This window comes from Micromonospora antibiotica (assembly GCF_017599305.1).
GTDB classification, from domain to species: Bacteria; Actinomycetota; Actinomycetes; order Mycobacteriales; family Micromonosporaceae; genus Micromonospora; species Micromonospora antibiotica.
Window position 1 is genome coordinate 76,106 of the sequence record NZ_JAGFWR010000020.1, and the last position, 20,616, is coordinate 96,721.

Consider the following 20,616-nt stretch of genomic DNA (forward strand, 5'->3'; position numbering starts at 1 on the left):
GCCGGGCCCGCACCACGGGGGTGGGCCGGCGGGCCCGGTCGCCGGGGACCCGGTCGGCGCGGTCGCGGTGGCGGGCGCCGAGGCGTACCCGCGGATCGTGGCCGCGCTGATCCGGGTGACCGGGGACTGGACGCTCGCCGAGGACTGCGCCCAGGAGGCGCTGGTGGCCGCCGTGCAGCGCTGGCCCCGCGACGGCGTGCCGGGCAATCCGGGCGGCTGGCTGATGACGGTGGCCCGGAACCGGGCGACGGACGTGCTTCGGCGGGCCACCGTGGAACGCCGCAAACTACGCGAGCTGGCGGTGCTCACCGACCAGCACCCCACCCCGGACGATCCGGAGGACGTGGTGGACGACCGGTTGCGCCTCGTGTTCACCTGCTGCCATCCGGCGCTGACGCTGGAGGCCCGGGTGGCGCTGACGCTGCGTACCGTGGCCGGGGTGCCGACCGCCGACATCGCGCGGGCCTTCCTGGTCGGCGAGTCCACCATGACCCGGCGGATCACCCGGGCCAAGGCCAGGATCGCCGCCGCCGGCGTCCCCTACCGGGTGCCGACCGGGTCCGCGCTGGCCGAGCGGCTGCCGGGCGTCCTGGCCGTGCTCTACCTGCTCTTCACCCGGGGGTACGACGCGGACGGCGAGCCCGCCTTCGCCGACGAAGCGGTCCGGTTGGCGCGGCTGCTCGACGAGCTGATGCCGGCCGAGCCGGAGGTCGCCGCCCTGTGTGCGCTGCTGCTCTTCCAGCACTCCCGGCGGGCTGCCCGCCGCGACGCCGCCGGTGATCTGCTCACCCTCGCCGAGCAGGACCGCTCCCGCTGGGACCACGCCGCCATCGCCGAGGCCCTGACCGCCCTGGCCCGTGCCGAGCGCCGGTCGGCACCGCCCCCCGCCGACAGCCCGTCGACCACGGTCCCCGCCGACAGCCCGTCAGCCTCGGCCCGCACCGACAGCCCGTCAGCCTCGGCCAGGGCCGACAGCCCCTCGGGCGCGGCCCGCACCGACCGGCCCGGCCCGTATCTGCTCCAGGCCCGGATCGCCGCCTGCCATGCCACCGCGCCGGACGCCGGCCGTACCGACTGGCCGGCCATCGCCCACTGGTACGACGAACTGTCGCGGCTGCGGCCCACCCCGGTGATCGGGTTGAACCGTGCGGTGGCCCACGGCTACGCGTACGGCCCCGCGGCCGGGCTGGCCCTGCTCGCCGAGGCCCGCGCCGACGGGGCGTTGGACGGCCACCCGCCGGCGCTGGCGGTGGAGGCGGAGCTGACCGCCCGCAGTGGCGACCCGGTCCGGGCGGCCCTCCTGTTCCGGGCCGCCGCCGACCTGGTGGGCTCGGCCGCCGAACGCCGGGCCCTGCTGCGCCGCGCGGACGGGCTGACCCCGCCCCGCTGAACCGCCCCCGCCTCGGCCGGCCCGGCCTCGCCCTGCCGGTCCGACCCTGCCCGCCGGTCCGACCCTGCCCCCACTGGTCCGGCCCTGTCTCGCTGACCGGGAAGCGGGGCGGGTCAGCTCGCGGTCAGTCGGGCGACGACCTGGCGGACGGTGTCCACCGGGATCGCGAAGCCGAGGCCGACGCTGCCCTCGTCCTCTCCGGTGGTGGCGATCGCGACGTTGATGCCCACCACCCGCCCGGCGGTGTCGACAAGCGCGCCGCCGGAGTTGCCGTGGTTGATCGCCGCATCGGTCTGTACCAGTCCGGACAGGTCGTCCACCGACCGGTGGAGGGCCGACACGATTCCGGAGGTGACCGTCCCGGCCAGCCCGAGCGGGCTGCCGAACGCCAGCACGGTGTCCCCGACGGTCAGGGTCGAGTCGCTGCCCAGCGTCGCCGGGGTGAGCCCGGACAACCCGGTCGCCCGCAGCAGCGCCAAGTCCGCCGTGGCGTCCTGCGCGACCACGGTCGCCGGGGCGGTACGGCCGTCGGAGAGGGTCACGTCGACCTGGCCGCCGGAGTCCACCACGTGCTGGTTGGTGAGGACGAGTCCGTCGGTGTCGAGAATGACGCCGGATCCGAGGCTGGACTCCCGGGCCCCGGTCACCTCGACGGTGACGATGCTGGGCGACACGACGGCGACCACCGTGGCGAGGGAGTCGATGGTGGCGGCGGAGACCGGGGCGGCGGCCGTCGTGCGAGTGACGGACGAAGCCGGGGCGGTGAACCGGTCCACGACCAGCGCGCCGGTGCCACCGCCCGCGAGCATCAGCGCCATCGCCGCGCCGCCGGCCACCACCCGTCGACGCCACCGCGACGACGGCGGCGACGGCGAGGACGGCGACGATTGCGGTGGCGAGAACGGCGGCGGTGCGGGTAGGGACGGCGGTGGCGGCTCGGATACCGGGCCAGCCGGTGGGGTCGGGCCAGCCGGTGGGGTCGGGTCGCCGGTTACCGATACCGGGCGCAGCATGGTGTCGGACACCAGGTCACCGCCCCTCGACGAGGATCGACCGGCCGGGCCGAAGACGGTCGGGCCGGTGGCTGTCGGACCGGTGGCGGTGGTTGTCGGGGTGCGGCATGGGCCCTCCTCGGTACGGCGATGGAGCCACCGTGCCGCGCCGCGCTGAGGCCCCCTTGTGGCGTGCCTGTGCGTCCGCCGTGCATGGTGGGCGGACCCGGTGTGTCCTGCCCTGCCACCCGTGAATCGGCAACGTCATCAGCTCTACAGGAGTCGCCTACATGACGCCACCGCCTGGCGGTCCGGGCCGGGCCACTCCGGCCAGGGACAGGCCAGAAACGGCCGCGCCCACCCCGCACCTGCGCCCGAACCTCGAAGACCGGCCCGGGCGCAGGTGCGGGGTGGTGGTGGTTCAGGTGCCGGGGGCACCGGTGTGGATCTCCTCGGCCACCCAGATCGGCTGCCAGTCGGCCATCTCGTGGAAGCGGCGCAGCTCGGACAGGCCGGCCACCGACCCGCTCCACGCCGCGTACGGCGGGTTGCCCTCGTCGAAGCCGCTCTGCACGAAGGTGAGCCGCGTCTTTCCGCCGGACTCGGCCAGCTCCCAGGTGGTGACGCCGACCGGCCCCCAGTCCACCGACATCTTCCGGCCGGGCTCCAGGTCGATCACCTTCGCGGCATATCCGCTGTCGAAGCCGCCCATGGCGTACCGGCCGCCGACCCAGGGCTCGATGCCGATCGGGTAGCCGAACCAGGCGCTGGCCTGCGCGGAGTCGGTCAGCGAGGTCCAGACCCGGTCGATCGGCGCGGCGATGGTCAGCTCACCGCGCAGGTCGGTGGAGGTGAAGTCGGTCCTCGGCAGCAGCGGGCGGCCCTCCAGGTGCGCGGCGAGGTTGGCGATCGACAGCGACCACCAGGTCTGCAGGACGCCACGGATGCTGCTGCCGTCCATCGCCTCGGCGAAGTCGAAGTGGCTCTGGCTGAGGGTCAGCGACGTGGTGTCCGGCCCCTGCGCCGTCAGGCGCAGCTCGCTGGTCGTCTCGACCCCGTCGAGCAGCCAGTCGAAGCGCAGCGTGTACGGGTCGGCGTGCCGCAGCCGCTGGTGGGGCGCGTCGCCCTCGGGCGTGTGCCGACCCCAGAACTCGTACCGGCCGGGCAGCTCGACCTCGGCATGCTCGGTCAGCCAGACGCGCAGCTCGGCCGGGTCGGTGAGCGCCCGCCAGACGGCCTCCACCGGCGCGGCGAGCCGGACGCCCAGCGTGAGTGGTTCAGCCATGCTCTTCCCCCTTGGGGTAACAGGCCACGGCGAGTTTGAAGGCGTCCCCCTCGACGCCGCCGTAGCGGGTGAACAGGTCCTGCAATGTCGACTGCAGGTCGTGCAGAAACTCCTGTCGGCGCTCGGCCGGCACCCGGATCTCGCCGGACACCCCGATCGAGGGCAACTCCGGCACGCTCCGGTCGAGCGCGGCGACGTCGGCCTGCACCTCCTCCATCAGGTCGAGCAGGTGGCCCAGGCTCAGCTCGTCGGAGGCCCGGCGGACGCCGCCGATCCGGCCGACCAGCCGGGGCGAGAGCCAGTACGACCGGGCGACGGCCTGCCAGATGCCCTCGCTGATACCGCGCACCTTCCGGCTGGCCACCTGCTCGACCAGGCCGGCCGTGGCGAGCTGCTTGACGTGGTAATAGACCCGTTGCGGGGTCTGCTCCAGCCGGGCCGCCACCTCGGTACAGGTGCGGGGCTCGGCCAACTGCCGCAGCACGTCCACGCGCTGCGGCTTGAGCAGGGTCTCGGCCTGCTCGATCTGCTCCAGGTACAGGACGTCTCTCATCTCAAAAACAATCCTGTACGTAAAAATTCTCCTTGTCAATCGGACCGACGAAAGCCGCGCCGAGGTGGCGCGGCTTTCGTCAGGGCGTCGGCGCGTGCGGTCGGGGCGTGCCGCGCAGGCTGGTCAGGGCGTCCAGTTCGGGCGCAACGGGTAGCCGTTCACGCCGTGCGGGGCGTTGCGGGTCGCCAGCACCTGGTGCAGTTGGATGCCGTTACGCTCGAAGGCCAGCCGCGACCCCGCCATGTAGAGGCCCCAGACCCGGGCGGTGCCCAGGCCCACCTCGGCGACGCAGGAGTCCCAGTTCGCCACGAGATTGCGGCACCAGGCGGCCAGGGTCAGCGCGTAGTGCTGCCGCAGGTTCTCCTCGTGGTGCACCTCGAAGCCGGCGTCGTGCACCTCGCCGACCAGGCGGCCCGGCCCGGCCAGCTCGCCGTCGGGGAAGACGTACCGGTCGATGAACGCGCCGGAGCGGTGCGGGGCCCGGTTGTCGGCCCGGGTGATGCAGTGGTTGAGCAACCGGCCACCGGGCCGCAGCCGGTCCCGCAGCGCCCGGAAGTAGGCCGGATAGTTGCGCACCCCGATGTGTTCGGTCAGCCCGATCGAGGAGATCGCGTCGAACTGCTCCCGGGGCGCGTCGCGGTAATCGAGGTGGCGCACCTCGGCCAGGCCGGTCAGCCCCTCCCGCGCGATGGCCTCCTGCGCCCACTGGGCCTGCGCCCGGGACAGGGTCACCCCGATCGCCTTGACGCCGTACTCGCGGGCGGCGTGCCGGACCATGCCGCCCCAGCCGCAGCCCACGTCGAGCAGGCGCATCCCCGGCTGGAGTGCCAGCTTGCCGGCGACCAGTTCGTACTTGGCCGCCTGGGCCTGCTCCAGGGTGTCGGTCGGGCTGCGGTACACCGCGCAGGTGTACGTCATCGAGTCGCCGAGCACCTTCTCGTAGAAGGCGTTCGACACGTCGTAGTGGTGCGAGATGGCGGTGCTGTCGCGGCCCCGGGAGTGCCGCAGCCCACCCATCACCCGCCGCCAGCGGGGCAGTGCCTCCTGGGGTGGCGCCGGTGGGGGCCGCAGCCGTTCCCAGCCGAGGCCACGCACCAGGGCCAACCCCTCGGCCACCGAGGGCACCCGCAGCCGCAGGTCCAGGAGCACCCGCAGGGCCTCGTACGGGTCGCCGGGGTGCACCCCGCCCAGCCCGAGGTCGCCGCTGACGTAGGCCCGCGCCATGCCCAGGTCACCCGGGGCGGTGAGCAGGTAGGACAGGCCCCGTTCGGAGCGGATGTCGAGGGTGATCCCGGCGTCGGTCGGGCCGATCACGCTGCCGTCGTAGCCGGTGACGCGGACCGGCAGGTCATGGGTGGTGACCGCGCGGACGACGTCGGCGACGGTCGGGCCGGGCCGACTTCCCGCCGGCGGGCTGGCCGGGGCGCTCGCCGCCCCCTGTTCTCGGTCGGTCAGGCTCATTTTCGGGCAACCGCCTTCTCGTAGAGTCCGGTGAGCCGATGGTCCGGGTCGTAGCGGTCCTTCACCACACGCCAGGTCTCCCCGCCGTAGAGCTGGTCGAAGGCCGCCCGGTCGTAGTACGCGTCGGAATAGAGCGACTTGTGTCCACCGAATTCCGACACCGCCCGCTCGATGGAGCGGTTCACGTCGCCGTCGACGGCACCGTCCACGACCTCGACGGTGCCCCAGAAGCCGATGTTGAGGTAGGTCACGCCGGGGCGCAGCGGGTAGAGCGGCCACGCCCGGGCCGAACCGGGACCGGCGGGCTCGCGCAGCCGCAACGGGCACAGCCACACCGGGGTCATCCCGACGTTCCGGTCGAACCAGCGTAGGAAGTCGGCCGTGCCGTCGAGCGGGATCTCGACGTCCTGCACGACCCGTTCCCGGGCCGGCCGGCCCCGCCACCGGTCCACCCGGGCGGCCACCTGGTGCCGGTGTTCCAGCCGGACCAGCCGGTGGTAGACGTCGCTGCGCCGCCAGCGGGCCGGCCAGAGCCGACGCACCACCGGATGCTGCGCGCCGAACGCGGCCGAGCACCAGAACCAGTCGGTGTCCCACCGCCACAGGTAGTCGTAGGTGCCCAGGGTGTCCCGCACCCGGCGACGCAGCGACCGGTAGTAGATGTCCTGGTCGGTGTAGTCGCTGAGCCGTTCGGGCTCGTCGGTGAAGGAGCCGAGCACCAGGTAGGACTCGCCGGGGCTGAACATCACGCCGTCCATCGCGTCGACCGGCCGCCCCTCCCACTCCCCCTTGGCGGTCACCTCGGCGACCGCGTCGGTCAGCTCCTCCAGCCGGGTGAACCGGATGTTGCGCAGGGCCACCGCCCGCCCCACCGGCTGGAGTTCGATGCGCAGCCGGGTGGCGTACCCCAGGCTGCCCAGCGAGTTGGGGAACGCGGCGAACAGGTCGGCCTGCGGGCCGTCCGGCCGGGCGGTGACGACCTCGCCGGCACCGGTGAGGACGTCCAGCTCGACGACCGACTCGTGTGGGAGCCCGTTGCGGAACGACGTGGACTCGATGCCCAGCCCGGTCACCGCGCCGCCCAGGGTGATCGTGCGCAACTGGGGCACGACCAGCGGCATCAGCCCGTGCGGGAGGGTCGCGTCGACCAGGTCCTCGTAGGTGCACATGCCCTGCACCTCGGCGGTGCGGGTGACCGGGTCGACCGACAGCACGCCGTCCAGCCCGCTGACGTCGAGGCCGGGCACGCCGGTGGCCGACCGGGGCCGGAACAGGTTGGAGGTGCGTTTGGCCAGTCGAACGGGTTGCCCCGCAGGCACGGCGGCGTACGACCGCCGCAACGCGTCCACCGCCAGTTCATGATCACGCTGCGCGCGCATGAGATCACTTTACGCGCGAAGCGCCGTTCTGGGGGGACCCCACCGCTGGCCGTTTCGGATCAGCCGAGCCCTCCGGGAGGCGGGTGCGGGGCGGGGCCCGGCGGCCGGCACCCGGGCACCGGCCGGAACCGCCGGCGGCGAGGGGTGCGGGAGCATCGACCGGGGTGGGGCGTAGCGTGGTGGCATGCCGAAAGCCGTGTGGAACGACCAGGTCGTGGCCGAGAGCGACGACACCGTCCTGGTGGAGGGCAACCACTACTTCCCCCGCAGCACCCTGCGCGACGACCTGATCACCGAGTCGACGACCCGGACGGTCTGCCCGTGGAAGGGCACCGCCTCCTACTACTCCCTCACCGACGGTGGCCGGACCAGCCCCGACGCGGTCTGGTACTACCCCGACCCGAAGCCCGAGGCGGAGCAGGTCCGCGACCGGGTGGCGTTCTGGAAGGACGTCCGGGTCGTCGACTGATCCCTCTCGGGAGCGGGCCGACTGGCCGTCGGCCCGCCCGGTGGGTCACCATGCCTGCATGGCCGTCCCCGATCCGCACCGCGACCCGTCCGGCACCGTGTACGGCGCCCGGCGGGCCGCCCGCCCCGGGCTGCCCCGTGATCCGCTGATGCGGTTCGCGCTGGCAGCCGGGCTGGCCGGCGTACTACTGGGGGTCTTCTTCGCCACCGGCGTGCTGGGCGGCGGCGACGGGCGGACCCAGCCGGTGGTGCCGGCCGCCGCCGCGCCGACCCCCGCCGCGCCGGCCACGGCGGCCCCGGAGACCAGCGCACCACCGGCGACCACCCCGCCGCCCTCGCCGACCCCGCCACCCACCACCCCGGCCACGTTCAGCGGGCCGACCGTGCTGCGGGCGGTCACCTCCGGTCTCTGTGTCGGCACCGACGGCGCGGGTGAGACGGCCACCGCCGAGTTGGCGCCCTGCACCGGTGGCGCGGAGCAGCGGTGGGTCGCCAACCCGGTCGCACCGGACCTGGTGACGCTCACCAACGCCGGGCACGGCCAGTGCCTTGACGTCGAGGGCGGCAGCGGTGACGACGGAGCCAGGATCCAGCAGTTCGGCTGCCACGGGCAGGCCAACCAGCAGTGGCGGCTGACCCCGGTCGGCACCGGCCCGGTCCTGCTGGTCGGCGTCCAGTCAGGCAAGTGCGTGCAGGTCAGGAATGACGGCACCGCGGCCGGCGACGACCTGGTGCAGGCCACCTGCACCGCGTCGGCCGGCCAACAGTGGGCACTCGGCTGACGGGTGCGGCGGGGGTGGCCGTAGCCCGGACCGACCTCGACCCCGCTGTCCGGCCGGCGGACCGGCGGCAGGCCCGACCGGCGTCGGTCAGCCTCGGTAGCTCCACGCCCCGGCGGGGCGGGCCGGCACCAGGAGCGGTGGTGGCAGCGACCGACGTCGGCGCAGCAGCAGCGACAGCACCGCGGCGCCGACCGAGAGCGCCCCCGCCACATACCAGGCCAGCGCGTAGTCACCGAGCCGGTCGCGGACCAGACCGGCGCCGGTCGCCGCGACCGCCGCCCCGAACTGGTGCGCGGCGAAGACCCAGCCGAAGACCACCGCCGCCGAGGCGCCGAAGTACTCCCGGCACAGGGCCACTGTCGGCGGCACGGTCGCCACCCAGTCGAGGCCGTAGAAGACGACGAAGACCAGCATGCTCGGCCCGGTGCCGCCGGTGAACAGGCTGGGCAGCAGCAACAGCGACAGACCGCGCAGCGCGTAGTAGCCGGCCAGCAGCAGCCGGCTGTCCACCCGGTCGGTGAGCCACCCCGAGGCCACGACGCCGCCGATGTCGAAGAGCCCGACCAAGGCGAGCAGGCCCGCCGCCGTGGTCTGCGGCATCCCGTGGTCGTGTGCGGCCGGCACGAAGTGGGTGCCGACCAGACCGTTGGTGGTCGCGCCACAGATCGCGAAGCCGCCGGCGAGCAGCCAGAACGGGCGGGTCCGGGCGGCGGCGGTGAACGCGCCGACGGCCCGCGCGGCGGCCCCGCCGGCTGCCGGGGGCCGGGGCGTCACCTCGGTCGCGCCGTAGGCGGGCAGGCCGAGGTCCGCCGGGTGTTCCCGCAACCACCACACCACCAGTGGTACGACCGCCAGGGCGGCCCCGGCCACCACCAGTGCCGCCGTCCGCCAGCCGTGGTCGCGGACCAGCACCGCGAGCAGCGGCAGGAAGACCAGTTGACCGGCGGCCCCACCGGCGGTGAGCACCCCGGTCACCAGCCCCCGTCGGGCGACGAACCAGCGTCCGGTGACGGTGGCGACGAACGCCAGCGCCATCGACCCGGTGCCCAGCCCGACCAGGACACCCCAGCAGAGGATCAGCTGCCAGCTCGCCGTCATGAAGACGGTCAGGCCGCTGCCGAGCGCCACCAGTGCCAGCGCGCAGGTCACCACCCGGCGGATGCCGAACCGTTCCATCAGCGCGGCGGCGAACGGCGCGGTCAGGCCGTAGAGCAGCAGGTTGACCGAGACGGCGGCGGAGATGGTGGCCAACGGCCAGCGGAACTCGGCGTGCAGCGGGTGCAGCAGCACCGACGGGGTGGCGCGGAAGCCGGCCGCGCCGACCAGCGCGACGAAGGCGACGGCGGCCACGGTCCAGGCCGGGTGGAGACGACGGGCTCGGGTCACGCTCCGAGTCTCGGGGCCCGACCCGACCGGCGACGAGTGGCCGGAAAGCCATCGTACGCAATAATCGGGCCATGACTCTCGTCCCGCACCGGATCGGCGTGCTCGCCCTCGACGGCGTCGTCGGCCTCGACCTGGGCACCCCGGCCCAGGTCTTCGGGGCCGCCTGCACCGCCGACCGGCAACCGCTCTACACCGTCGACACCTGCACCCCCGGCGGCCACCCGGTCCGCAGCTCCTCGGGTTTCCGAGTCCTCCCCGACCACGGGCTCGACCTGCTGACGACCGTCGCCACGGTGGTGGTGCCCGGCCTGCACGGCGGCCCACCGATGACCGACGGCACCGTCGACCCGGCGGTGACCGAGGCCCTGCGGCAGGCCCACGACCGGGGCGCCCGGATCATGTCGATCTGCACGGGCGCGTTCGCGCTGGCCGCCGCCGGGCTGCTCGACGGGCACCGGGCCACCACCCACTGGGCGCACGTCGAACCGTTCCGCCGGCTGTACCCGCAGGTCGACCTCGACCCGGACGTGCTCTTCATCGACTCCGGCCAGCTGCTCACCTCGGCCGGGGTGGCCGCCGGGATCGACCTCTGCCTGCACGTCATCCGCAGCGACCACGGCAGCGAGGTCGCCAACCGGGCGGCCCGGCGGTGCGTGGTGCCGCCCTGGCGCGACGGCGGCCAGGCCCAGTACATCGAACGACCGGTGCCACGCAGCCCGGCCAGCGGCACGGCGGCCACCCGCGAGTGGGCCCGCCAGCAGTTGCACGAGCCGGTCACCCTGCGGGAACTGGCCGCCCATGCCCGGATGAGCGTACGCACCTTCACCCGGCACTTCCGCTCGGAGACCGGGCTCAGCCCGGCACAGTGGCTGCTCCAGCAGCGCACCGACCACGCCCGGCTCCTCCTGGAGACCACCGACCTCACCGTCGACCAGGTGGCCCGTCGGGCGGGCTTCGGCACCACCGCCGCCCTGCGCCAGCACCTGCACACCCGCATCGGCGTCTCCCCCTCGACCTACCGGCGCACCTTCCGCCGCCCCCCACCCTCCGTCGATCATGCGGTGGTGGGGTCCGCCACGACCGCATGACCGACGCGGGGTGGGTGGGGGTCAGGTCGTGTGGCGCGAGCGGAGATAGTCGGAGACCACGTATTCGCCCAGGTCACCCAAGTCGGGGGTGAAGAGGCGACCCCGGGAGCGCTTGGCGACGGCATCCATGAAGCGCCGCAGGCCGGGGTCGTCGCCCAGCAGGAACAGGTTGAGGGTGACACCGGCGCGGGCCAGCCGGTCCACCTCGCGGATGGTCGCCTGGACCGTCTCGGGCAGCGTCGGCCAGTGGAAGTACGCCTCGCCGTCGTCCGGGTCGAGATGCGCGGTCGGCTCACCGTCGGTGACCACCAGCACCACCGGCTCGGCCCCCGGATGCCGGCGCAGGTGCCGGCCGGCCAGCCGCAACGCGTGCTGCAGGTTGGTGCCCTGCTCCATGTCCGGCTCCACCGCCGCCAGCTCCCGCTGGGTCAGCGTCACCGCCTCCCGACCGAACCCGACGATCTGCAACGCGTCCTGCGGGAACCGGGTCGCCATCAGGTGCGACAGGGCCAGCGCCGTCTGCTTCATCGGCCCCCACCGCCCCTGCGACACCATCGAGTACGACAGGTCCACGCAGAGCGCCACCGCCGCCGACGCCCGCCGTTCCGTCTCCACCACCTCGAAGTCCTCGACGGCGAGCTGGAGCGGCACGGTGGGGCCGGCCCGGCGGACCGCCCGGGTGAGCGTGCGCACCACGTCCAACGGCTGCTCGTCGCCGTACTCCCACTGCCGGGAGGCGCCGCTGACCTCGCCGGCCGCCCCGGCCGTACGCAGGTCGTGCTGGCCGCGCGGGCCGGCGGTGAGATCGGCGAAGACCCGGCGCAGCGCGGTCCCGGCCAACCGGCGCAACGCCTTCGGGCTGAGCGTCAACCCGTCGGCGTCCCGGCCCACCCAGCCCTGCCGGCGCAGCTCCCGCTCCAGCTCCCGCAGCCGGCGTACGTCGTCGGCGGCGTCGCGGCCCAACGTCCGGGCGACCGCCTCGACGTCCACGTCGTCCAGGGTGGCCCCCGGCTGCTGCTGGTCGAGGGAGTCGAGCAGCTCGTCCAGCTCGGCGATCTCGTCCAGCGCCCCCGTCGCCTCGCCGTAGCCGAGCGGCTGGTCGCCCCGGACCCGCTCGCCGCGCTGCCAGTTCAGGTCGGGGCGCAGGGCGCGCAGGTGGGCGTCGAGGGCGGACAACTCACCGGCGAGCCGGTCACCGAGCGACTGCCGCATCAACCCGGCCAGCTCCTCGCGCTGGCGGTCGGACAGCGACCGCATCAGCCGCTCACCGGCCGCCGACCGGCGGGCCAGCACGTCGACCAGTTCGTCGACGGTGCCCGGCTGCTCCGGGAAGAACTCGCCGTGCCGGCGCATGAACTCGGCGAACGCGTCGGTGGTGTCCTCCGCACGGGCGTGCCGGGCCAGCAGGTCGTTGAGGTCCCGCATCATCTCGGCGAGCTGCGCCTGCACGGCCGGGTCACCGGCGGCCCGCGCGGCGTCGCGCAGCCCGGCGAACCGCTGCTCCAGCACCTCCCCGCGCAGCCCGTCGAGAATCCGCTGGTACGCCTGCCGGGCCTCGTCGCTGGTCCACCGGTAGCCGGCCAGCTCCTGCACCGCGCGGGCGGTGGACCGGGGCAGGTTGTCGAGCACCGCCTCGGCGAACCGGGCGTCGTCGTCGGTGCGCTCACGCAGCGCGTCCCGCTCCGCCGCGAGGGCCTGGTCGAGCAAAGCCCGGGACCGGGTCACCGCGCCGTCCAGGTCACCCCGGCGCAGCGCCTCCCGGCGCAGCCGGCGGGCCCGGGCGGCCAGGTCGTCCAGGCCGCCCCGGCCCTGGGGGCCACGACGCAGCAGGTCCCGCAGCGCCTCCCGCAGACTGCCGCCGGCCAGCACCTCCGCGCCGACGGAGTCCACGGCGGCACGCACGTCGTACGGCGGGGCGAGCGGGTCGGGGCCGCCCTGCCACTGGCCGTACCGGAACCGGTTGCCGGCCATCCTCAGCTCCGACCGCCGTAGACGGTACGACCGGAATCGGTGACGTCCTTGCCGAGCCGGCGGGTCAGGTGCAACCCCTCCAGCACGAACTCGACCCCGGCGGCGGCCTGCTCCGGGGTGGGCGCGTCGCCCAGCCCCAGCCGGTCCAGCGCCTTGGCCAGCCCCGGCACGGTGCCGACCTGACGCAGCAGCTCCGCCGAGGAGACCAGCTCACCGGTCTCGATGACCGCCCCCTCGGCGACCAGCGCGGTGAAACCGGAGAGGTCCAACCCGGCCAGCCGGGCCAGGAACGTCTCGGCGGTGGCGGCCCGCAGCAGGTGGGCCAGGACCTCGATCTCCCGCCCCTCCTCGCCACTTTCGAACTCCACCTTGCCGCGCAACGTCGAGGTCACCGACACCGCGTCGCCGACCCGGGCGACCGGCTGCTCGGGCCGTACCGTGGCGTCGCCGGCACCCGACGCGGAGCCGGCGGCCGACGCGCCGGCCGGACCGGCGAGCAGACCGGCGCGGCGCAACGCGGCGGCGGCGACCGTCTCGGCGGCGGCGATGGCGAACCGGGCCGAGACACCGGAGCGCGGATCCACCGACGGCGACTCGCGCACCGCGCGGGCGAACCGGGCCAGCACCTCCAGGACGTGCTCCGGCACCTCGGCGACCAGGTCGGCCTCCTGCCGGATCAGGGCCAGCTCCAGCTCCAGGTCGACCGGGTAGTGGGTGCGGACCTCCGCACCGAACCGGTCCTTGAGCGGGGTGATGATCCGGCCCCGGTTGGTGTAGTCCTCCGGGTTGGCGCTGGCGACCAGGAACAGGTCCAGCGGCAGCCGCAGCTGGTAGCCGCGGACCTGGATGTCCCGCTCCTCCAGCACGTTGAGCAGCGCCACCTGGATCCGCTCGGCCAGGTCGGGCAGCTCGTTGACGGCGAAGATCCCCCGGTTGGTGCGCGGCACCAACCCGAAGTGGATGGTCTCCGGGTCACCGAGGGTACGACCCTGGGCGATCCGGATCGGGTCGACGTCACCGATCAGGTCACCCACGCTGGTGTCCGGGGTGGCCAGCTTCTCGCCGTACCGCATCGAACGGTGCAGCCAGCCGATCGGCAGGTCGTCGCCGGCCTCGGCGACCGACGCGCGGGAGGCCGGGGTGAGCGGGTGCAACGGGTGCTCGTTGAGCACCGAGCCGGGCAGCACCGGGGTCCACTCGTCGAGCAGCGCCACCAGCGCGCGGATCAGTCGGGTCTTGCCCTGGCCGCGTTCGCCGAGCAGCACCATGTCGTGGCCGGCGAGCAACGCCCGCTCGACCTCGGGCAGCACGCTGTCGTCGTAGCCGACGATGCCGGGGAAACGGTCCTCGCCGGAGCGCATCCGGGCCAGGAGGTTGTGGCGGAGTTCCTGCTTGACGGTCTGGTACCGGTGTCCGGCGGCGCGCAGTGCGCCGAGGGTGCCCGGCAGGTCGGCGGGCGGGACCGGGAGAGCCTGGTTGGGCGCAGTCACCCGACCCACGCTAGCGCGGTCGGGCCCCCTGTGCCGCTGGCACCGGGATCGCTCTTCCGACATGCCGGCCCGGGCCGGGCGGCGGGGCTAGGGTCGACGGCGTGACCTACCTCGCCGCTGACGACCGCTACGACCAGCTGACCTACCGCCGCAGTGGGCGCAGTGGCCTGCGACTGCCCGCCATCTCGCTCGGGTTGTGGCACAACTTCGGGCCCGACCGCCCCTTCGCCCGCCAGCGGGACATCGTCTGCCGGGCGTTCGACCTCGGCGTCACCCACTTCGACCTGGCCAACAACTACGGCCCACCGCCCGGCGCTGCGGAGGAGGCGTTCGGACGGCTGCTCGCCACCGATCTGAAGCCGTACCGCGACGAGCTGGTGGTGTCCAGCAAGGCCGGCTACCTGATGTGGCCCGGCCCGTACGGCGAGTGGGGCTCCCGCAAGTACCTGATCTCCTCGCTGGACCAGTCGCTGCGGCGGATGGGCCTGGACCACGTGGACATCTTCTACTCCCACCGTTTCGACCCGGACACCCCGCTGGAGGAGACGATGGGCGCGTTGGACGCCATCGTCCGGTCCGGTCGGGCGCGCTACGTCGGCGTCTCCAACTACGACTCGGAGCAGACCACGCGGGCCGCCGCGATCCTGCGTGACCTGGGTACGCCGCTGCTGATCAACCAACCGTCGTACTCGATGTTCAACCGGTGGACCGAGGCCGACGGGTTGCTCGACACGCTGGCCGAGGTCGGTGCGGGCTGCATCGCCTACAGTCCGCTGGCCCAGGGGCTGCTCACCGACCGCTACCTCGACGGCATCCCCGCCGACTCCCGGGTGCGCACCAGCGTCTTCCTCGACGAGAACGACGTGACCGAGGAGAAGCTGGCCACCATCCGGGGCCTGGCCGGGATCGCCGGGCGGCGGGGGCAGACGTTGGCCCAGCTCGCGCTCGCCTGGGCGCTGCGGGACCCCCGGATGACCAGCGTGATCATCGGGGCGAGCAGCGTGGCCCAACTGGAGGGCAACATCGCCGCCGTACGCCATCTCGACCTCACCCCCGACGAGCTGACCGAAATCGATCAGCTCCTCCCCTGACCCGCCCCGCCGGGGGGTGACTGCCGGGCGAGGCCGGGGGCGACCGTGGCGACGGGGTGGAGACGGACGTCGCGGCGGGACCGCCGCGGATGCCCGGACGAGGCGCGTCGGCTGAAGTAGCGGTAGCCCTGCCTGGGGATACCGCTACCTGGGCGACGTTGTGTGGATCATGCGGGCCCGGGTGGCCCGCACGGCGGGCTCACCAGATGCGGCGGCGGCCGGCACGGTGGTTGCGGACGCCACACGGCCGGCCGGGCGGTACGGGAGCCGGTCGGCGCAGCCTGGTCGCCACCGCCGCCACCAGCAGTACGGTCACCACCACCGCCGCGCCCACCACCAGCCGCAGGTTGCCGCCCCCGACCTGGGTCACCGACGCCACCGGCACGCCGGCCTCCTCCCCCGCGCCGCCGGACCCGTCGACGTCCGACGTGGCGTCGGCGGGGGCCACCGGGTCAGGGTCGGCACCGGTCGCCGCAGCGGTCGACGACGGGGTCGGGGCGGTGTCCGTCGGGGTGGCCGCGAGCACCCTGCCCGCCGATCGGAACAGCACGTCCGAGCAGGAATAGTAGGTGTCCGGGGTGTCGGAGTTCTGCCACACCGTGTAGATCAGGTGCCGGCCGGTCAACCCGGCGGGCAACCGCCCCGGGATCTGGTACGACCCGTCCCGCAACGGCGGGTCGGTCACCGACAGGAACGGGATCGTGTCGAGGTCGGCCCAGCGCAGCGGCGTCCGCGGGTCGTACCCGGAGCGGGTGGTGTAGAGCCGGAAGGTGCCCTTGTGCGGGATCGTGCCCCGGTAACGGAACGTGTACCTCGCCCCGGCGGTCAGCTCCGTCGCCGGCCAGTCGGCCCGGGCCAGGTCCAACCCCCGGTAGGCGGAGAGCCCGCCGCTGCACAGCTCACCGTCGGGGATGCGTTCCCGGTCCCGGCCGGCCACGCCGTACACCCGGATGTTGTCCCACTCGCGCAGCGCCGCGCCCGCCGACACCGCGGCCAGGCAGGCCGGCGTGGAGACGTGCGGCCCCTCCGGGCCACAGGCCGCCGAACGGCTCAGCGGGCTGGTCGGAGCGCCGTGCGCGGCGGCGGGAGCCGCCGGGAGCAGCACGGTCACCGCCACGACCGCGAGCGCGGCGAACGTTCGGCGTACGGTCATCTGGTCGACCTCCCGCCCTTGGTACGGATGCGGGCGGGCAAAGGTTCGACGATCCGACGCGCCGGTAACGGGGCCGCAGCAGGGACCGGCTCGCTCTACAGTGACCGCACTTCCCGCATCAAGGAGCACACCGTGTCCGAGCCGGAGCCGACGAAAGACTCCCCGGGGGGCAGCCCACCGCCGCCCGGGTCCCCGCCCGCCGACGGGGTGCCCCATCTGCTGACCATGCCCACCGTGGCGGGGATGCCCCCGGCCATCAGGTGGCCCGGTCGGGAGGGTGAGCCCGGGTGGGCCATCCCCGTCCAGGTTCCGGACGGCACCCTCGGGTACGCCATCTTCCTGCCGCTGGTGCCGGCAGGCGACGTCACTCCGGTCGCGGTCCCGCCCGCCGTCGCGCCGGCCGACCACGGAGACGGCAACCCCACCGCGCCGCCCGGCGACGAACCGGCCGGTGGGCCGGCAACCGGTGCGCCGACTCCCGGTGCGGCGGCTCCCGGTGCGCCGACGGCGACTGCGTCCGGTGGGTCGGTGGTCGGCGAGCAAGCCAGGTCGGTGACCGTCCCGGCACCACGCACCGCCGCCACCCCGACCGGCAGCACTCCAACCGCCGCCACCACGGCCGATGGCACCACGGCCGATGGCGCTCCGACCCCACCGACCTCGACGGTGGGCGACCCGCAGCCCGGCACCGGCCAACCCGCGACGCCCGCCACCAGCGGGCCCACGCCGTCCGGGGCCGGCCAACCCGCGACGGCCGGCGGCGGCACGGCGACGCCGGGCGCGGCCAGCCAGCCCGCGACGCCCCGCACCGACGGGACGGCGACCCCCGGGCCCGAGCAGCCCGGGGTCGGGCAGCCCGCGACACCCGGCACCGGCGGGACGGCGACGGCGGGACCCGGTTGGCCCGGGACGCCCGGGCCGGCGGCCGGTGGGCGGCCGGCTCCGCACTGGGGTGGCCCCCCGGCCAACTGGCACCCGACCTCACCCCCGCCGTCGTTCCTCAGCACCCGGTGGCCCGGCCCCCGGCCCGCCACCGGGTGGGCGGTGCCGGCGGGGGTCCTGGCCGGGGCGTTGGGCGTGGCGTTCTTCGTGCCCCTGAGCCGCACCGGCATCGGCTGGTTCCTCGGCTGGTTGATCCTGACCGTCGGGGTGGTCGCCGCCGTCCGCCACAGCACCGGGACGCTGACCCGCACCGACCGTCTGATCCGGGGTGGCTGGGCGGCGGGCGCGTTGGCGTTGCTGGCCGTGCTGGCCTTCCGCAACGCCTGGTGGTTGGTGACGTTCTGCGTGCTCGGGGCGCTGGGCTGCGCGACGTTGGCCATCGTGGGCGGAAGACAGGTCCGTTCGATCCTGTTCAGCCTGGTCGCGGCCCCGTTCGCGGCGCTGCGCGGGCTGCCCTGGGTGCGCCGGCACGTGAGCGCCACCGGCTCCGGCCAGCTGGTGCCCCGGGTCGTCGGATCGGTCGCCGCCACCGCCGTGGTGCTGCTCGTCTTCGGGCTGCTGCTCTCCTCCGCCGACGCCGCCTTCGACCAGGTCCTCGGCGCGATCGTGCCCGAGATCAACGCCGGTACGGTGTTCCGCTGGCTCTTCCTGGCCGTGGTGGGTGGGCTGATCGCGGTCGCCGCCACCTACACCCTGGCCGCCCCGCCGGACCTGTCGACGGTCGACCGGGAGGGTCGACGTCACTGGGGGACCCTGGAGTGGGCGCCGGCCATCGCCGCCCTGACCCTGCTCTTCGTCGGCTTCGTCGCGGTGCAGTTCACCGTGCTCTTCGGCGGGCAACGGCACGTCCTGCGCACCGCCGGCCTGAGCTACGCCGAGTACGCCCGCAGTGGGTTCTGGCAGCTGACCGTGGTCACGCTGCTGACCGTGGCGGTGCTGGGCGGGGTCAGCCGGTGGGCCCGCCGGGAGACCAGGGTCGAACGGATCCTGCTGCGGGTCCTGCTCGGACTGATCAGCGCGCTCAGCGTGGTGATCGTGGTGTCGGCACTGTCCCGGATGTACACCTACCAGAAGGTCTACAGCTTCACCGGTGAGCGGATCTTCGTGATGGCCTTCGAGCTGCTGCTCGGCGCGGTCTTCCTGATGATCCTGGTGGCGGGGGTACGGTGGCGGGGCCGGTGGATCCCCGGCGTCACCGTCGGGCTGGCCGTGGTGATGCTGCTCAGCCTGGCCGTGCTCAACCCGGAGGACTACGCGGCCCGCCGCAACATCGCCCGCTACGAACAGACCGGCAAGATCGACGCCTGGTACCTGCGGGCGCTCTCCGCCGACGCCACCCCCGCCCTGGCCAACCTGCCGGACCGGGTCCGCCGCTGCACGCTGAGCTGGATCGACGACGACCTCGCCGAGCCCGACCCGTGGTACGCCTGGAACCTGGGCCGCAGTCGGGCCCGTGCGGAGCTGGACCGGCTGGGCCCCCGCGCGATCGGCGGGCAGAAGGACTGCAAGGCCGCCGACCAGTTCGACCTGCCGAAGACCCGACGCACCCCGCGCTGACCTACCTGCGCCGCCCGGCACCCGGCCTCCGACCGGGGGCCGAACCGACCTCGCTGCCCGGCCCGGTGACGCACCGGCCGGGCAGCGGCGTCAGGTGGGCCCGGCGACGGCGCGGGCGGGCCACCACCGGACCACCGGTGAACGTTTTCCGCCCGCCCAGGCAACCCCCCGCCCCGAAACCGCGTGACTATCTCGAATCGGTGCTCGGAGGCCTGAATGGGTGATCGCGACACGGCGTTCGCGGCGTACTTCGCGGCGAGATCGGAGGCGATGCGCGGCACCGCATACCTGCTCTGCGGCGACTGGCACCGGGCGGAGGACCTGGTGCAGACCGCGTTCACGAAGCTCTACCTGGTCTGGAACCGGGTGTCCCGGCACGAGGTGCTGGACGCCTACGTACGCCAGATCCTGGTCCGGACGTTCCTCGACGAACGGCGGCGCGGCTGGTGGCGGCGGGAACGGGTGGGCGACGAGCAGACCGACCGGCCGACACCCCCCGAGTCACCGGAGACCCGGTTGGTGCTGCTCCAGGCCCTGGCCGCCGTACCGCCACGACAACGGGCCGTCCTGGTGCTCCGCTACTGGGAGGACCAGTCCGTCGAGGAGGCCGCCGCGTTGCTCGGCTGCTCCGCCGGCACGGTGAAGAGTCAGTCGGCGCGTGGCCTGGACACCCTGCGCGGCCTCCTGTCGCCCACCCCCAGCGGAGCTCGGAAGGGACAACCATGAACGGCGAAGAGTTGCGCGAGGCACTACGGACCGAGATGGCGGTCGCCACCCGACCGCCGTCGTTGAGTGTGGACGCCGCGCTGCGTACCGGCCGCCGGGCCCGGGTACGCCGTCGTGCCACCTGGGCCGGCGTCGGGTTGACGGCGGCGCTGCTGACGGTGGTCGGGGTCGGGGCCATCGGGGCCGTCGGCGCACCCGGCTCCGACGGGTTCACCCCGGGCGTCGGCCCCGTCCCGCCGCCGTCGGTGCACGACACCAAACCGGCCTGGCCGACCGGGCCGGACGGTCGGCCCCAGGAGGACCGGACGGCCCGGGCCGGCACCCGGTACGACCAGGCGGCCCAGCTGCTCGACGACCTCGTCGCGGTGGTGCCGGCCGGCTACACCGTGCCGGCGGACCCGGCGAACCCCCCGGCCGGCCAACCACTGCTGCGCGACCACCAGGCACAGTTCGACGACAGGGTGAACGGGGTCGAGGTGTGGAGCTACACGTCCTCGCTCACCCTGCTGCAGGGGCAACGGATGGGCCGGTTGCTCGTCGAGGTGCACAGTGCCGGTAACCAACTGCCGACCGAGCCGTGCCCGCTGGCCCGGCAGTTCTGGGGCATGCCGGGCGACTGCGAGGTGGTGACCGTCGGGGCGACGCAGGTCGGGGTGGTGGTCCGCCCCGGCGACGACGACCGGTTCGACCAGTGGGCGGCGTACCGGCATCCGGACGGGGCGGTGGTCTTCGTGGCGCAGTCGCGGCGGCTCGGCGACGGGCAACCGGAACTGGCCGCGCTGCCGTTCACGGTGGATCGACTCGCGGCCCTCGCCGCCGACGACCGGTTTCAGGTGCGCTGACCCGACGTGACCGGGATGAGCGGGTGGCCTGATTGGCGACGGCCATCCGCAATTCCAGCA

General features: G+C 74.2%; 17 protein-coding genes. 8 read left to right on the top strand and 9 right to left on the bottom strand.

What is annotated here, in order from left to right:
- Window positions 1-67 precede the first annotated feature (67 nt).
- Window positions 68-1,390, top strand: a complete 1,323-nt coding sequence (locus JQN83_RS25265) for an RNA polymerase sigma factor (protein ID WP_208569648.1) — start codon at window positions 68-70, stop codon at window positions 1,388-1,390.
- 113 nt (window positions 1,391-1,503) lie between these two features.
- On the opposite strand, the gene JQN83_RS25270 is transcribed toward JQN83_RS25265, so the two are convergent.
- The 5 genes from JQN83_RS25270 to JQN83_RS25290 all read right to left on the bottom strand — a co-directional run bounded on the left by JQN83_RS25270 (window position 1,504) and on the right by JQN83_RS25290 (window position 7,060).
- A complete protein-coding gene (locus JQN83_RS25270; RefSeq protein WP_307799700.1) occupies window positions 1,504-2,229 on the bottom strand; it encodes a S1C family serine protease in 726 nt (241 codons plus the stop codon).
- 574 nt (window positions 2,230-2,803) lie between these two features.
- Window positions 2,804-3,667 (bottom strand): SRPBCC family protein, encoded by an 864-nt coding sequence (locus JQN83_RS25275; protein ID WP_208569649.1) that lies wholly within the window; start codon window positions 3,665-3,667, stop codon window positions 2,804-2,806.
- Window positions 3,660-4,220 (bottom strand): winged helix-turn-helix domain-containing protein, encoded by a 561-nt coding sequence (locus JQN83_RS25280; protein WP_208569650.1) that lies wholly within the window; start codon window positions 4,218-4,220, stop codon window positions 3,660-3,662. Before JQN83_RS25280 ends, JQN83_RS25275 begins: the two co-directional genes overlap by 8 nt.
- 123 nt (window positions 4,221-4,343) lie before the next feature.
- Window positions 4,344-5,681 carry an SAM-dependent methyltransferase gene (locus JQN83_RS25285; protein ID WP_208569651.1) on the bottom strand — a complete coding sequence of 446 codons (1,338 nt, stop codon included), beginning with the start codon at window positions 5,679-5,681 and terminating at the stop codon, window positions 4,344-4,346.
- Window positions 5,678-7,060 carry an FAD-binding oxidoreductase gene (locus JQN83_RS25290; protein WP_208569652.1) on the bottom strand — a complete coding sequence of 461 codons (1,383 nt, stop codon included), beginning with the start codon at window positions 7,058-7,060 and terminating at the stop codon, window positions 5,678-5,680. The genes JQN83_RS25285 and JQN83_RS25290 overlap by 4 nt, the downstream gene beginning before the upstream one ends.
- Before the next feature lie 184 nt (window positions 7,061-7,244).
- Here JQN83_RS25290 and JQN83_RS25295 point away from each other — a divergent pair, with 184 nt between their 5' ends.
- Together JQN83_RS25295 and JQN83_RS25300 are read left to right on the top strand one after the other, a co-directional pair.
- On the top strand, window positions 7,245-7,529 hold the full coding sequence (locus JQN83_RS25295; protein WP_208569653.1) for a DUF427 domain-containing protein: 285 nt from the start codon (window positions 7,245-7,247) through the stop codon (window positions 7,527-7,529).
- A gap of 58 nt (window positions 7,530-7,587) precedes the next feature.
- On the top strand, window positions 7,588-8,310 hold the full coding sequence (locus JQN83_RS25300) for an RICIN domain-containing protein (protein WP_208569654.1): 723 nt from the start codon (window positions 7,588-7,590) through the stop codon (window positions 8,308-8,310).
- A gap of 87 nt (window positions 8,311-8,397) precedes the next feature.
- Here the strand turns inward: JQN83_RS25300 and JQN83_RS25305 are convergent, their stop codons facing one another.
- Complete coding sequence (locus JQN83_RS25305; protein ID WP_208569655.1) at window positions 8,398-9,696, bottom strand: MFS transporter; 1,299 nt, start codon at window positions 9,694-9,696, stop codon at window positions 8,398-8,400.
- Between the two features lie 71 nt (window positions 9,697-9,767).
- On the opposite strand from JQN83_RS25305, the gene JQN83_RS25310 reads away from it, so the two are divergent.
- Window positions 9,768-10,784, top strand: coding sequence for a GlxA family transcriptional regulator (locus JQN83_RS25310; protein WP_208569656.1), 1,017 nt, complete (start codon window positions 9,768-9,770; stop codon window positions 10,782-10,784).
- A 21-nt stretch (window positions 10,785-10,805) separates the two neighbouring features.
- Here JQN83_RS25310 and JQN83_RS25315 read toward each other — a convergent pair whose 3' ends face one another.
- Window positions 10,806-12,755: a VWA domain-containing protein gene (locus JQN83_RS25315; RefSeq protein ID WP_208569657.1), complete on the bottom strand. Its 1,950-nt coding sequence runs from the start codon at window positions 12,753-12,755 to the stop codon at window positions 10,806-10,808.
- 2 nt (window positions 12,756-12,757) lie between these two features.
- A complete protein-coding gene (locus tag JQN83_RS25320; RefSeq protein WP_208569658.1) occupies window positions 12,758-14,254 on the bottom strand; it encodes a magnesium chelatase ATPase subunit I in 1,497 nt (498 codons plus the stop codon).
- Window positions 14,255-14,346: 92 nt separating this feature from the next.
- Between JQN83_RS25320 and mgrA the strand changes: the two genes are divergently transcribed.
- On the top strand, window positions 14,347-15,336 hold the full coding sequence (gene mgrA, locus JQN83_RS25325; protein ID WP_208569659.1) for an L-glyceraldehyde 3-phosphate reductase: 990 nt from the start codon (window positions 14,347-14,349) through the stop codon (window positions 15,334-15,336).
- Window positions 15,337-15,535: 199 nt separating this feature from the next.
- Here mgrA and JQN83_RS25330 read toward each other — a convergent pair whose 3' ends face one another.
- A complete protein-coding gene (locus JQN83_RS25330) occupies window positions 15,536-16,489 on the bottom strand; it encodes a lytic polysaccharide monooxygenase auxiliary activity family 9 protein (protein ID WP_208569660.1) in 954 nt (317 codons plus the stop codon).
- Between the two features lie 132 nt (window positions 16,490-16,621).
- Here JQN83_RS25330 and JQN83_RS25335 point away from each other — a divergent pair, with 132 nt between their 5' ends.
- The 3 genes from JQN83_RS25335 (at window position 16,622) to JQN83_RS25345 (ending at window position 20,556) form a co-directional block, all read left to right on the top strand.
- A complete protein-coding gene (locus tag JQN83_RS25335; RefSeq protein ID WP_307799704.1) occupies window positions 16,622-18,988 on the top strand; it encodes a DUF4153 domain-containing protein in 2,367 nt (788 codons plus the stop codon).
- Window positions 18,989-19,204: 216 nt separating this feature from the next.
- Window positions 19,205-19,714, top strand: coding sequence for a SigE family RNA polymerase sigma factor (locus tag JQN83_RS25340; protein WP_208569661.1), 510 nt, complete (start codon window positions 19,205-19,207; stop codon window positions 19,712-19,714).
- Window positions 19,711-20,556: a hypothetical protein gene (locus JQN83_RS25345; protein WP_208569662.1), complete on the top strand. Its 846-nt coding sequence runs from the start codon at window positions 19,711-19,713 to the stop codon at window positions 20,554-20,556. The genes JQN83_RS25340 and JQN83_RS25345 overlap by 4 nt, the downstream gene beginning before the upstream one ends.
- The last annotated feature ends 60 nt before the right edge of the window (window positions 20,557-20,616 follow it).

Excerpts from the sequence above, each read along its gene's own strand:
- JQN83_RS25275 (WP_208569649.1), bottom strand. The coding sequence starts at position 3,667 with ATGGCTGAACCACTCACGCTGGGCGTCCGGCTCGCCGCGCCGGTGGAG.
- JQN83_RS25280 (WP_208569650.1), bottom strand. The coding sequence starts at position 4,220 with ATGAGAGACGTCCTGTACCTGGAGCAGATCGAGCAGGCCGAGACCCTG.
- JQN83_RS25285 (WP_208569651.1), bottom strand. The coding sequence starts at position 5,681 with ATGAGCCTGACCGACCGAGAACAGGGGGCGGCGAGCGCCCCGGCCAGC.
- JQN83_RS25290 (WP_208569652.1), bottom strand. The coding sequence starts at position 7,060 with ATGCGCGCGCAGCGTGATCATGAACTGGCGGTGGACGCGTTGCGGCGG.
- JQN83_RS25295 (WP_208569653.1), top strand. The coding sequence starts at position 7,245 with ATGCCGAAAGCCGTGTGGAACGACCAGGTCGTGGCCGAGAGCGACGAC.
- JQN83_RS25300 (WP_208569654.1), top strand. The coding sequence starts at position 7,588 with ATGGCCGTCCCCGATCCGCACCGCGACCCGTCCGGCACCGTGTACGGC.
- JQN83_RS25310 (WP_208569656.1), top strand. The coding sequence starts at position 9,768 with ATGACTCTCGTCCCGCACCGGATCGGCGTGCTCGCCCTCGACGGCGTC.
- JQN83_RS25315 (WP_208569657.1), bottom strand. The coding sequence starts at position 12,755 with ATGGCCGGCAACCGGTTCCGGTACGGCCAGTGGCAGGGCGGCCCCGAC.
- JQN83_RS25330 (WP_208569660.1), bottom strand. The coding sequence starts at position 16,489 with ATGACCGTACGCCGAACGTTCGCCGCGCTCGCGGTCGTGGCGGTGACC.
- JQN83_RS25340 (WP_208569661.1), top strand. The coding sequence starts at position 19,205 with ATGGGTGATCGCGACACGGCGTTCGCGGCGTACTTCGCGGCGAGATCG.
- JQN83_RS25345 (WP_208569662.1), top strand. The coding sequence starts at position 19,711 with ATGAACGGCGAAGAGTTGCGCGAGGCACTACGGACCGAGATGGCGGTC.